We start from the raw sequence: 12,019 nt of genomic DNA, 5'->3' as shown, positions 1-12,019 counted from the left end.
ATGCCCCGTATCCTTGATCTATATGCGCGTTTTGCAGACTTCGGCCACCACTTCTTGACCGTCGACAACTTGGCCAACTATCGTCTGTGGCATGCAACAGATGGGCTTGCGCAAGGTCGTCTCATACCGGGAGACGATCGTCACCGAAGCCGGGGTGCACCCGGCGCACCCCGCCGTACAGGCCAGCGTCGCGGCCGTCATCACCAACCCGTGGGTGGGTACCGACCCCGGACGTGACCTGTCCCCCGAGGCCACCAGGATCGCTCCCCTGCTCGCGCGGCTGCTCACCGACCGGCTGGCCGAGGCCCTCGGCGGGGCCGAGGCGGTCGAGGCGTTCGGCAAGGCGGCCCTCGTCGGTACCGCAGGCGAGATCGAACACGGTGGCGCGCTCATCCACACCCCCTACTTCGGCAACCTGATGCGCGAGTTCCTCGGTGGCGAATCGATCATCTGCTTCGCCGACGCCCGCGCGGAAGCCGGTGAGCCGCTGGTGATCCCGCTGTGGCACAAGACGCAGGCCGCGACCCGCAGCCACTATCAGACGGTGAGCACCCGGATCCCGGACGGCCCGCGCGCCGACGAACTGGTCATCGTCGCCGCCGGATCCACCGGCCCCCGTCCACATCCCCGGATCGGGGACCGCACCACCGACCCCGCCGTCACCGTCAAGAGTCTGGAGAGTGTCCTGCCATGAAGCTGCGCAAGATCGTCACCGTCGTCGAAGAGATCCGCACCGAGGGCGGCCGTGCGGTCAACCCGCCGGCTCGTGTCGCCGTTGTCGCCGCGGTGATCGAAAACCCCTGGGCTGGACAGGGATTCGTGGAGAACCTGAACCCGGGCATCGACACGACCGCATCCGACCTCGGCGCGCTGCTGGCACCGCTGGTGCTCGAAGCCCTCGACGCCCCCGCCGAGGCCTACGGCAAGGCCGCGATCGTCGGGCTCGACGGCGAGATCGAACACGGCTCCGGGTTGATCCACACGCTGAAGTTCGGCGACCACTTCCGCAAGGCGGCCAACGCCACCACGTTGCTGCCCGCGGTGGAGAAGCGCGGGCCGGCCGGTGTGCTGTTCGACATCCCGCTCAAACACATCACCGACGCCACCATCCGCTCGCACCACCAGACCGTCGAGGTCCGGGTCGCCGACGCCCCGCACGCCGACGAGATCGTCATCGCGCTGGCCGCGTCCGCGCAGGGCCGCCCGCAGCAGCGGCTGGCCCCGTTGAGCTCCGAGCAGTGACCGCCGTCGTCCTGCTGCACGGGGTGGGGCTCGACCACACCGTGTGGGAGCCGGTCACCGCGCTGCTGGACGACCGGTTCACCGTCATCACACCGGACCTGCCCGGCCACGGCGCGCGGCCACCGGCGCCGGCCGGGGTGACCCTGGCCGACCTGGCCGACGGGGTGGCCGCCGACATCCCGCCCGGTGCACACCTGGTCGGGTTCTCGCTCGGCGCGCTGGTGGCCCAACACCTGGCGGTGCACCGGCCCGAACTGGTGGCCTCGCTGGTCTCGGTGGCCTCGGTGTGCCAGCGCACCCCGCAGGAACGGGCCGCGGTGCTGGCCCGGTTGGACGTCGCGGCCGCCGACATGTCGGCCAGTTCGGCTGCATCGGTGCACCGTTGGTACGACGGCACCGATGTCGGTCCCGAACAGGTGGCCGCCACCACCGCGATGCTGGCGGCCAACGACCGCGACAGCTTCCTGCACTGCTACCGGGTGTTCGCCACCGCGGACGCCGAGATCGGCCCGCAGCTGGGCCGGATCCGGGTGCCCGCCTTGGCGGTCACCGGGTCCGACGATCCCGGCTCCACCCCGGAGATGACGCGGCGGCTGGCCGAGGCCATCCCCGGTTGTGCGGCGGTGGTCATCCCCGGCGCGCGACACATGCTGCCCGTCCAGAAGCCGGCCGAACTGGCCGCCTGCCTCACGTCCTTCCACACCCGCGTCCTCGGAGGTCACACCCGTGTCTGAAACCCTGCAGCACTTCATCGGCGGCGCACCGACCCCACCCAACTCCGGCGAGTACTTCGAGAGCACCAACCCGGCCACCCGCGAGGTGCTGTACCGGGCCGCACGCGGCAACGCCGCCGATATCGACGCCGCCGTGGCCGCGGCGACAGAGGCGTTCCACGACCCCCGGTGGCGCGACCTGTCCCAGACCAAACGCGGTCACCTGCTGCGCCGGCTCGGCGACCTCATCGGTGAGCACGCCGAGGAACTGGCCCGCTCGGAGTCGTTGGACAACGGCAAGCTGCTGCGGGAGATGCGCGGCCAGCTGGCCACGCTGCCCGAGTATTACTACTACTACGGGGGTTTGGCCGACAAGGTCCACGGTGAGGTGATCCCCACCTCGGATCGCCAGGTGCTCAACTACACGATGCGCGAGCCGCTGGGGGTGGTCGGGGCGATCACCCCGTGGAATTCCCCGCTGACGCTGACCACAAGCAAGCTGGCGCCCGCGTTGTGCGTCGGCAACACCGTGGTGATCAAACCGTCGGAGTACACGTCGGCGACGGTGCTGAAACTGGCCGAACTCGCGATCGAGGCCGGCTTCCCGCCCGGTGCGGTCAACGTCGTCACCGGCTTCGGCGCCGAAGCCGGCCAGCCGCTGGTGGATCATCGCGGGCTGGCCAAGATCTCGTTCACCGGAAGCACCGCCACCGGTTCGCGCATCGCGGCGGCGGCGGCCGGCCGGTTCATCGGTTCGACGCTGGAGCTGGGCGGCAAGTCCCCGAACATCGTCTTCGACGACGCCGACATCGCCAACGCCGCCACCGGTGTGGTGGCGGGCATCTTCGCCGCGGCCGGGCAGACGTGCATCGCGGGCAGCCGGGTGTTCGCCCACCGCGCGATCTACGACGAACTGCTGGACCGCGTCGCCGAGCGGGCCCGCAGCATCCGGATGGGCAACCCGCTCGACGACGACACCGAACTCGGCCCGCTGGCATTCGAGGATCAACGCGACAAGGTCGCCTCTTACGTCGACCTCGGCCGCAGTGAGGGCGCCCGGGTGCTCACCGGCGGCCGGGCCACCGACGGCGGTCTCGGCGGATTCTTCTACGAGCCAACGGTTCTGGTCGACGTGACCAACGAGATGCGGGTGGTCCGCGAGGAGATCTTCGGGCCGGTCGCGGCGGTCATGCCCTTCGACACCGAAGACGAAGTGATCGCGCTGGCCAATGACACCGACTATGGCCTGGCCGCCGGGATCTGGACGTCGAATCTGGCCCGCGCACACCGGATGGCGGCACGGCTGGACGCCGGCACCATCTGGGTGAACACCTACCGGGCGATGTCACCGATGTCCCCCCGGCAGGGATTCAAGAGCAGCGGTGTCGGCGTCGAGCACGGCACCGAGACCATCAAGGAGTACACCCGGCTCAAGAGCGTGTGGATCAACACCGACGAGGGCCCGGTGCCCGACCCGTTCGTGATGCGGAGCTGACATGCCACTCGTCGAGGTCACCATCGCCGAGGGCCGGTCGGCCGCGCAGATCCGCGCCATGATGCACGAGGTGCACGAGGCGGTGTTGCGCACCGTGGACACCCGTGCCGAGCACATCCGCGTCATCGTCCGGGAGGTTCCCCGGACCCATTGGGCCACAGGCGATCTGACCATCGCCGAGATGAGAGCAAAGGAGCAGTCATGAGATTCTCGCTGTTCGTACACATGGAGCGCTGGGACGAATCGGTCAGCCACCGTGAGCTTTTCGAGAACCTGACCGAGCTGACACTGCTGGCCGAGGCCGGCGGCTTCACCACGTTGTGGATCGGCGAACACCACGCCATGGAGTACACGATCTCGCCGAGCCCGATGCCGCTGCTGGCCTACCTGGCCGGCCAGACCAGCACCATTCGGCTGGGTGCCGGAACCATCATCGCACCGTTCTGGAACCCCATCCGGGTGGCCGGTGAATGCGCCCTGCTCGACGTGATCAGCAACGGCCGTATGGAAGTCGGGCTGGCCCGCGGCGCCTACCAGATCGAGTTCGACCGGATGATGCCGGGGCTGGCCGCCTCCGACGGCGGAAAATACCTGCGCGAACTGGTGCCCGCGGTGCGCAACCTGTGGCAGGGCGATTATGCGCACAACGGACAGATCTGGCAGTTCCCGACGTCGACGAGCGTACCCAAGCCGGTGCAGCAGCCGACCCCGCCGATGTGGATCGCCGCCCGCGACCCCGACTCCCATGATTTCGCGGTGGCCCATGGTTGCAACGTGATGGTCACGCCGCTGATGAAGGGTGACGAGGAGGTGGTGGCGCTGCGGGACAAGTTCGAGGCGGCCGTCGCCAACCATCCCGAGGTGCCGCGCCCGCAGCTGATGGTGTTGCGCCACACCCACATTCACTCACCGGCCGATCCCGAGGGCTGGCGCCCGGCGGCCGCGGCCATCTCGCGGTTCTACCGCACCTTCGACGCCTGGTTCGGGAACTCGACCACACCGGTCAACGGCTTCCTGGACCCCAGCCCGGAATCGAAGTTCGCCGCGCGCCCGGAGTTCGAACTGGAATCGCTGCACCGCACCGCCATGATCGGCACCCCCGACGAGGTCATCGAGCGGTTGCACACCTACCGCGATCTCGGTGTCGACGAGTACAGCTTCTGGATCGACAACAGCATGAGCCACGACGAGAAGCGCACATCCCTGGAACTGTTCATCAAGGAAGTCGTTCCCGCTTTCCAGTAAGGAGCCGGCCATGGACGGTGTGCGTATCGCCGCCACAGATCTGCAGGACGCCCAGCGCCGCGCGGCGAAGGTCCGCGCGGCGGGCAAGCCGGTGCTGCTCGACATCGAGGTACTGATCGACCGTGACAGCCGCGCGGCATTCCGGGCATTGGAGCGGGTGCCCGCCAGTGGCGCGCTGCGCTACGTCGGCACGCCACGCGGCCTGGCCGGGTTGATCGCCGATGTGCAGCGCCTCGGTGTCGCCGACTACGTCGTACTCAAACCGCTTGCGGACAGCCCGGTGGCGGACCTGATGCTGGAGGAACTGCTCGCGGGCTGAGCCCGGGCTAGACCATGGCGCGGCGGCCGGCCAGGGCCCGGCCCAGGGTCAATTCGTCGGCGAACTCCAGGTCCCCGCCCATCGGCAGGCCGGAGGCGATCCGGGTCACCGTCAGACCCGGGATGTCGCGCAACATGCGCATCAGATAGGTGGCGGTCGCTTCACCCTCGGTGTTCGGGTCGGTGGCGATGATCACCTCGGCGACGTCGACACCGTCGACCCGCTCGCCGATCCGGTTGAGCAGTTCGCGGATCCGCAGCTGGTCCGGGCCGACCCCGGACAGCGGGTCCAGCGCACCGCCCAGCACGTGGTAGCGGCCACGGAACTCACGGGTGCGTTCCACCGCCTGGATGTCCTTGGGTTCCTCGACCACACACACCAGCGAGGCATCGCGGCGCGGATCGTTGCAGATCCGGCAGCGCTGTTCGTCGGAGACGTTGCCGCACACCGCGCAGAACGTCACACCGTCACGGATCCGGCCCAGCACCGCGGTCAGCCGGTCGATATCCGGAGGTTCGACGGACAACAGGTGAAAGGCGATGCGCTGCGCGCTTTTCGGTCCGATACCGGGCAGCTTGCCGAGCTCGTCGATCAGATCCTGGACGGGGCCCTCGAACACTCGGGTTCCTCTACAGTCCGGGTAACCCGAGGCCACCCAGCCCGCCGGCCAGCGGGCCCAGCCGCGACTGCGCCAGGATGGTGACCTGCTTGGCGGCGTCGGCCAACGCACCGACGATGAGGTCCTGCAGCGTCTCCGGATCCTGCGGGTCGATCACCTTGGGATCGATGGCCACCGCCACCACCTCACCGCTGCCCTTCATGGTGACCTGCACCAGGCCGCCACCGCCCTGCCCGTGCACCTCCGCGTTGGCCAGCGCCTCCTGCGCCTCCATCAGCTGCTGCTGCACCTGCTGGGCCTGCGCGAGCAGCGCGGACATATCGGGCGGGCTGCCGGGTTGCATGTGGTCCCCTTGCGTCTTGGCTTGGTTGCATACCGGTCTCGACTTGGTTTCACTCGCGAGCCGACGGCGGTTTGTCCTTCAAGACTAGTCGCCGCCGCCGCTACGGTGGCGCCGTGCACGTCTCCACCAGTTTGCGTGTCTTCGCCACGGCCCTGCTCGTCGCCGGCACGGCCACCATGACATCCCCGACCGTGCCGCCCGCCGCTGCCGCCCCGGCGAGCATCGCCGGCATGATCGTGTTCCTCGACCCCGGCCACAACGGCGCCAACGACGCCTCCATCAGCCGTCAGGTGCCCACCGGCCGGGGCGGCACGAAGGACTGTCAGGCCAGCGGCACCAGCACCAACTCGGGTTACCCGGAACACACCTTCAACTGGGACACCACGCTGCGGGTGCGGGCCGCACTCACCCAGCTCGGGGTGCGCACCGCGATGTCGCGGGGTAACGACGACGCCCTCGGCCCGTGCGTCGACGAGCGGGCCGCGATGGCCAACGCCATCCGCCCCAACGCCATCGTGAGCATCCACGCCGACGGCGGCCCGGCCAACGGCCGCGGGTTCCACGTGCTGTACTCGTCGCCGCCGCTGAACACCGCCCAGGCCGGGCCCGCGATCCAGTTCGCCCAGGTGATGCGCGACCAGATGCAAGGCTCGGGCATCCCGCCCGCGAACTACATCGGGTCCGGCGGGCTGGACGCACGCGCCGACATCGCCGGCCTGAACCTGGCGCAGTACCCGTCGATCCTGGTGGAGTGCGGCAACATGAAGAACCCGGCCGACTCGGCGCTGATGGAGTCCGACACGGGCCGCCAGAAGTACGCCGACGCCATCGTCCGCGGCATCGTCACCTATCTGGCGGCCGGGGCGCGCTGACGGGTCCCCACTACACCGCCGCGGCTACCCCTCGAGTTCCTTCTTCAGGTTCGCCAGCACCGCGTCCTGGATCTTGCGCAGGCCCAGGGGTGCGAAGGTCTTCTCGAAGAAGCCCTTGACACCGCCGGCGCCCTGCCACGAGGTCTTGAGCGTCACCGTGGATCCGGTACCCGCCGGCGCCACAGTCCAATTGCTCACCAGGGTGGAGTTGGCGTCCTTCTCGATGACGGTCTTGCCCGCGACGTCCACGGTGGCCTTGATATCGCGCACTCGCGACTCGGTGGCCTGCAGTTTCCAGGACGCCACGGTGCCCGCGCCCTGCCCGCCCTCGAGCACCTGGTAGTTGCTGTAGTGCGAGGACAAGATCTTCGGCCGCACCGTCTGGTAATCGGAGACCGCCGCGAGGACGGCGTCAGGGTCCGCGTTGATCAAGACGGTGTTGGATGCGCTGACCTGTCCCATTACCGCAAAACTCCTGTCGTCTCACCAGCATGTGCGGTCGCATCGTGGGCGACCGAGGACTAGCGTATATGTGTGTCTGTTGCCGCGACCGACGCACAGGGGGCTCACGCCGCAGGGGTGCAGCGGCTGCTGGACAGTTACCGCGCCATCCCTGCGACCGCCACGGTGCGCCTGAACAAGCCCACGTCCAACCTCTTCCGTGCTCGCGCGAAGAGCACCGCCAAGGGTTTGGACACCTCCGGACTGACCGGTGTGATCGGTGTCGACGCCGACGCGCGCACCGCCGACGTGGCCGGGATGTGCACGTACGAGGACCTGGTGGCGGCGACGTTGCCCTACGGGTTGGCGCCACTGGTGGTGCCCCAGCTCAAAACCATCACCCTCGGCGGGGCCGTCACGGGCCTGGGCATCGAGTCGACGTCGTTCCGCAACGGTCTGCCGCATGAGTCGGTGCTCGAGCTCGACATCCTCACCGGCGCCGGAGATATCGTCACGGCGAGCCGAACCGACCATGCAGACCTGTTCCACGCCTTCCCCAATTCTTATGGCACGCTGGGCTACTCGGTGCGGCTCAAGATCGAGTTGGAATCGGTGAAACCGTTCGTGAGCCTGCGCCACCTGCGCTTCCACGCGATCGAGGATCTGGTCGCCGCGATGGACCGGATCATCGAAACCGGTGGTCACGACGGCATGCCGGTCGACTATCTGGACGGCGTCGTCTTCAGCGCGGATGAGAGCTACCTGTGCCTGGGTGTGCAGACGGCCACCCCCGGCCCGGTCAGCGACTACACCGGTCAGCAGATCTACTACCGCTCCATCCAGCATCCCGACGGGGAGAAGCACGACCGGCTGACCATCCACGACTACCTGTGGCGCTGGGATACCGACTGGTTCTGGTGTTCAAGGGCTTTCGGGGCGCAGCACCCCGTCGTGCGCCGGCTGTGGCCGCGCCGGCTCCGGCGCAGCAGTTTCTACTGGAAGCTGGTCGGCTACGACCAGCGGTTCGACATCGCCGACCGCATCGAGAAACGGAACGGCCGGCCACCGCGCGAGCGGGTGGTGCAGGATGTCGAGGTACCCATCGAACGGTGCGCCGAGTATCTGCACTGGTTCCTGACGAACGTTCCCATCGAACCGATCTGGTTGTGCCCGCTGCGGTTACGCGGTGATACCGAATGGCCGTTGTATCCGATCCGGCCGCACCACACCTACGTCAACGTCGGTTTCTGGTCGTCGGTCCCGGCGGGTCCCGAGGAAGGGCACACCAATAAGCTGATCGAACGCAAGGTCAGTGAACTCGACGGACACAAATCGTTGTATTCGGACTCGTTCTACTCCGCCGCGGAGTTCGACGAACTCTACGGCGGCGAGGCTTACCGGACCGTGAAGAAGAACTACGATCCCGATTCCCGGCTGCTCGATCTGTATGCGAAGGCGGTGCAAAGACGATGACCACATTCAAAGAACGCGCGACGGCGCCCACCGGCCGGCTGACGCTCGCCGAAATTCTGGAAATCTTTGCCGGGGGTGATCTTCCACTCAAGTTCACCGCCTATGACGGCAGCACCGCCGGGCCCGCGGACGCGCCCGTCGGCCTGGACCTCAAGAACCCCCGGGGAACCACCTACCTGGCCACCTCCCCCGGCGAACTGGGGCTGGTGCGGGCCTACGTGTCCGGCGACCTGGAGCCCAAGGGGGTGCATCCGGGAGATCCGTACGACGTGATCCGGGCGCTGTCGGACAAGATGGATTTCAAGCGGCCCCCGGCGCGGGTGTTGGCCAACATCATCGCGTCCATCGGGGTCGAACATCTGCTGCCCATCGCGCCGCCGCCGCAGGAGGCGTTGCCGCGGTGGCGGCGGCTGGCAGAGGGCCTGCGGCACAGCAAAACCCGCGACGCCGAGGCCATCCACCACCACTACGACGTGTCGAACACCTTTTACGAGTGGGTGCTCGGCCCGTCGATGACCTACACCTGTGCGTGCTACCCGGACGCGGGCGCCACCCTGGAAGAGGCCCAGGACAACAAGTACCGGTTGGTGTTCGACAAACTGCGGCTACAGCCGGGCGACCGGTTGCTCGACGTCGGTTGCGGCTGGGGCGGCATGGTCCGTTACGCCGCCGCGCGCGGGGTCAAGGCCCTTGGCGTGACGTTGTCGGCGGAGCAGGCCAGCTGGGCCCAGCGCGCCATCCGGGAGCAGGGCCTGTCCGAGTTCGCGGAGGTCCGGCACGGTGATTACCGCGATGTGCACGAAGCGAACTTCGACGCGGTGTCCTCGATCGGGTTGACCGAACACATCGGGGTGGCCAACTACCAGTCGTACTTCCGGTTCCTGCGGTCCAAGATGCGCCCGGGCGCGCTGCTGCTGAACCACTGCATCACCCGGCCGGACAACCGCAGCGGTGCGAATGCGGGAGGTTTCATCGACCGGTACGTCTTCCCCGACGGCGAACTCACCGGCTCCGGGCGCATCATCACCGAGATCCAGGATGTGGGCATGGAGGTGCTGCACGAGGAGAACCTGCGTCAGCACTACGCGATGACACTGCGCGACTGGTGCCGCAACCTTGTCGAGCACTGGGATGAGGCGGTGGCCGAGGTCGGGCTGGCGACCGCCAAGGTGTGGGGTCTGTACATGGCCGGATCGCGGTGGGGCTTCGAGTCCAACGTTGTTCAGCTACACCAGGTTCTGGCGGTCAAACTCGACGAACGCGGCGGCAACGGCGGACTGCCGCTGCGGCCGTGGTGGGCTCCGTAACCGCTAGTTCTTGTCGATTCGGCGCGCGCCGAGTTCGGTCTGCAGCAACTCGATGGCCACTTCCTCGGGGTCACGGCGCACCACCTCGGAGGTGTCGCTGCTGGCCTCGGCGAGCATGCGTTCCTCTTCGGCGGCGGGATCGGGTTGCGCCGCGGCCGGGCCGGTTCCTGCCGTCACCGTCTCACCGGTATCCGGCACACACCGGATCTGCCAGTCCACGCCCAGCGCGTCCTTGAGCGACTCGCGGATGATGTCGGCGTTCTTGGTCTCACCGAGACGTTTCACCAGCGTCGGCGCCGGGTGGCTGAGCACCAGGGTGCCGCCCTCGACGGCCCGCACGATGGCATCGGCGAGCATGGCGTTGAGCGCCTTGCTGCGGCCGTTCACCTTCTCCCGCACGGTATTCCACATGCTCCGGACGGCTGCCGCGTCGGGCTCACCGACCGCGGCCGCAGCGGGCGTGACCGGCGGCGCGGACACCGGTTCGGGCGACGCCGGTGCCGGCGGCGGCGGTGCCGCGCGCTCGGGTTCGGGTTGGGGCCGGGACGCAACGACCGGCTCCGGCTCGCGTGCCGGCGGTGCAACGGGCGCAGGTGCCGGCGGTGCAACGGGCGCGGGGGCAGGCGGCGCTGCGGGCGCGGGTGGAGTCACCGACGCGGGCGCGGGTTCCGGCGTGGGTTCTGAGGCGGGCTCGGGCTCCGGTGCCGGCTCGGCACGGCTGGGCCGGACGAACTGCCGGGTCACCGGTGTGGCCGGGGCCGGGGCCAGCTCATTGGTCGGGACCGAGACCTCCAGCCTGGTCTCGATGCGCTCGATCCGTTGCAGCAGGGCCGATTCGGTATCGCTGGCCGACGGCAGCAGCAACCGGGCGCACACCACCTCCAGCAGCAGCCGCGGCGCGGTGGCCCCGCGCATCTCGCCGAGCCCGGCGTGCACCACCTCCGCATAGCGGGCCAATGTGGCCGACCCCAACCGGGCGGCCTGCTCGCGCATCCGTTCCAGCACATCGTCGGGCGCGTCGACCACCCCGCGATCGGCGGCGTCGGGCACCGCCTGCAGCACGATCAGATCGCGGAATCGCTCGAGCAGATCGGTGGCGAAGCGGCGCGGATCGTGCCCCGCGTCGATCACCGACTCGACCGCGCCGAACAGGGCCGTGGCATCACCGGCGGTCAGGGCGTCGACTGCGTCGTCGATCAACGCGACGTCGGTGGCACCCAGCAGCGCCAGCGCCCGTTGATACACCACCCGATTGCCCTCGGCGCCGGCCACCAGCTGGTCCAGCACCGACAGACTGTCGCGGGGTGAGCCGCCGCCGGCGCGGATCACCAGCGGGTAGACGGCATCGTCGACCTCGACACCCTCCTGGGTGCAGATCCGTTCCAGCAGGCCGCGCATGGTCTTGGGCGCCAGCAGCCGGAACGGGTAGTGGTGGGTGCGGGACCGGATGGTCGGTAGCACCTTGTCCGGTTCGGTGGTGGCGAACACGAAGATCAGGTGATCCGGCGGCTCCTCGACGATCTTGAGCAGCGCGTTGAATCCGGCGGTGGTCACCATGTGCGCTTCGTCGACGATGAAGATGCGGTAGCGCGACTGAGCCGGGGCGTAGAACGCGCGGTCACGCAGCTCTCGGGTGTCGTCCACACCACCGTGGCTGGCCGCGTCCAACTCGACGACGTCGACGTTGCCCGGCCCGTTGGGGGCCAGCGCCACGCACGAATCGCACACGCCGCACGGTGTCGGGGTGGGGCCCTGCTCGCAGTTCAGGGAGCGGGCCAGGATGCGCGCCGACGATGTCTTGCCGCAGCCGCGCGGCCCGGAGAACAGGTAGGCGTGGTTGATGCGTCCCGCCGACAGTGCCGTCGACAGGGGCGCGGTGACATGCTCCTGGCCGACGACCTCGGCGAAGCTTGCGGGTCGGTACTTACGGTAGAGCGCCACGATCAGCAG

At 68.6% G+C, this 12,019-nt stretch carries 14 protein-coding genes; 10 read left to right on the top strand and 4 right to left on the bottom strand.

Annotation, left to right across the window (positions count from 1 at the left end; genetic code table 11):
• Positions 1-91: 91 nt before the first annotated feature.
• From AWB94_RS15355 to AWB94_RS15325, 7 genes are read left to right on the top strand one after another with little or no spacing between them, the layout of a single operon-like run.
• Positions 92-694: an amino acid synthesis family protein gene (locus AWB94_RS15355; RefSeq protein ID WP_062660164.1), complete on the top strand. Its 603-nt coding sequence runs from the start codon at positions 92-94 to the stop codon at positions 692-694.
• Positions 691-1,242 (top strand): amino acid synthesis family protein, encoded by a 552-nt coding sequence (locus AWB94_RS15350; RefSeq protein ID WP_062660163.1) that lies wholly within the window; start codon positions 691-693, stop codon positions 1,240-1,242. Before AWB94_RS15355 ends, AWB94_RS15350 begins: the two co-directional genes overlap by 4 nt.
• Positions 1,239-1,976, top strand: a complete 738-nt coding sequence (locus AWB94_RS15345; RefSeq protein WP_062660162.1) for an alpha/beta fold hydrolase — start codon at positions 1,239-1,241, stop codon at positions 1,974-1,976. The genes AWB94_RS15350 and AWB94_RS15345 overlap by 4 nt, the downstream gene beginning before the upstream one ends.
• Positions 1,969-3,450: an aldehyde dehydrogenase gene (locus AWB94_RS15340; RefSeq protein ID WP_062660161.1), complete on the top strand. Its 1,482-nt coding sequence runs from the start codon at positions 1,969-1,971 to the stop codon at positions 3,448-3,450. The genes AWB94_RS15345 and AWB94_RS15340 overlap by 8 nt, the downstream gene beginning before the upstream one ends.
• 1 nt (position 3,451) lies before the next feature.
• Positions 3,452-3,655, top strand: a complete 204-nt coding sequence (locus AWB94_RS15335) for a tautomerase family protein (protein ID WP_062660160.1) — start codon at positions 3,452-3,454, stop codon at positions 3,653-3,655.
• Complete coding sequence (locus AWB94_RS15330) at positions 3,652-4,695, top strand: LLM class flavin-dependent oxidoreductase (RefSeq protein WP_062660159.1); 1,044 nt, start codon at positions 3,652-3,654, stop codon at positions 4,693-4,695. Before AWB94_RS15335 ends, AWB94_RS15330 begins: the two co-directional genes overlap by 4 nt.
• Positions 4,696-4,705: 10 nt before the next feature.
• The gene (locus tag AWB94_RS15325; RefSeq protein WP_062660158.1) at positions 4,706-5,014 is read left to right on the top strand and encodes a hypothetical protein; all 309 of its coding nucleotides are present in this window, start codon (positions 4,706-4,708) and stop codon (positions 5,012-5,014) included.
• A 7-nt stretch (positions 5,015-5,021) separates the two neighbouring features.
• Here the strand turns inward: AWB94_RS15325 and recR are convergent, their stop codons facing one another.
• On the bottom strand, positions 5,022-5,633 hold the full coding sequence (gene recR, locus AWB94_RS15320; protein ID WP_024452227.1) for a recombination mediator RecR: 612 nt from the start codon (positions 5,631-5,633) through the stop codon (positions 5,022-5,024).
• 10 nt (positions 5,634-5,643) lie between these two features.
• Positions 5,644-5,976, bottom strand: coding sequence for a YbaB/EbfC family nucleoid-associated protein (locus AWB94_RS15315; protein WP_024452228.1), 333 nt, complete (start codon positions 5,974-5,976; stop codon positions 5,644-5,646).
• Positions 5,977-6,152: 176 nt separating this feature from the next.
• Here AWB94_RS15315 and AWB94_RS15310 point away from each other — a divergent pair, with 176 nt between their 5' ends.
• Complete coding sequence (locus tag AWB94_RS15310; RefSeq protein ID WP_062660247.1) at positions 6,153-6,848, top strand: Rv3717 family N-acetylmuramoyl-L-alanine amidase; 696 nt, start codon at positions 6,153-6,155, stop codon at positions 6,846-6,848.
• A gap of 24 nt (positions 6,849-6,872) precedes the next feature.
• Here AWB94_RS15310 and AWB94_RS15305 read toward each other — a convergent pair whose 3' ends face one another.
• Positions 6,873-7,310: an SRPBCC family protein gene (locus AWB94_RS15305; RefSeq protein ID WP_062660157.1), complete on the bottom strand. Its 438-nt coding sequence runs from the start codon at positions 7,308-7,310 to the stop codon at positions 6,873-6,875.
• Positions 7,311-7,382: 72 nt separating this feature from the next.
• Between AWB94_RS15305 and AWB94_RS15300 the strand changes: the two genes are divergently transcribed.
• Entirely contained in the window at positions 7,383-8,762 is a 1,380-nt protein-coding gene (locus AWB94_RS15300) for an FAD-binding oxidoreductase (protein WP_062660156.1), read from the top strand.
• Entirely contained in the window at positions 8,759-10,069 is a 1,311-nt protein-coding gene (locus AWB94_RS15295) for a class I SAM-dependent methyltransferase (RefSeq protein ID WP_062660155.1), read from the top strand. The genes AWB94_RS15300 and AWB94_RS15295 overlap by 4 nt, the downstream gene beginning before the upstream one ends.
• A gap of 3 nt (positions 10,070-10,072) precedes the next feature.
• Here the strand turns inward: AWB94_RS15295 and AWB94_RS15290 are convergent, their stop codons facing one another.
• A complete protein-coding gene (locus tag AWB94_RS15290) occupies positions 10,073-12,010 on the bottom strand; it encodes a DNA polymerase III subunits gamma/tau (protein ID WP_062660154.1) in 1,938 nt (645 codons plus the stop codon).
• Positions 12,011-12,019 lie beyond the last annotated feature (9 nt).

It is taken from the genome of Mycolicibacterium canariasense, from assembly GCF_002101555.1.
Lineage (GTDB): Bacteria > Actinomycetota > Actinomycetes > Mycobacteriales > Mycobacteriaceae > Mycobacterium > Mycobacterium canariasense.
Note: the sequence above shows the minus strand (reverse complement) of the source record. Positions and strands in the feature narration are given on the sequence as shown.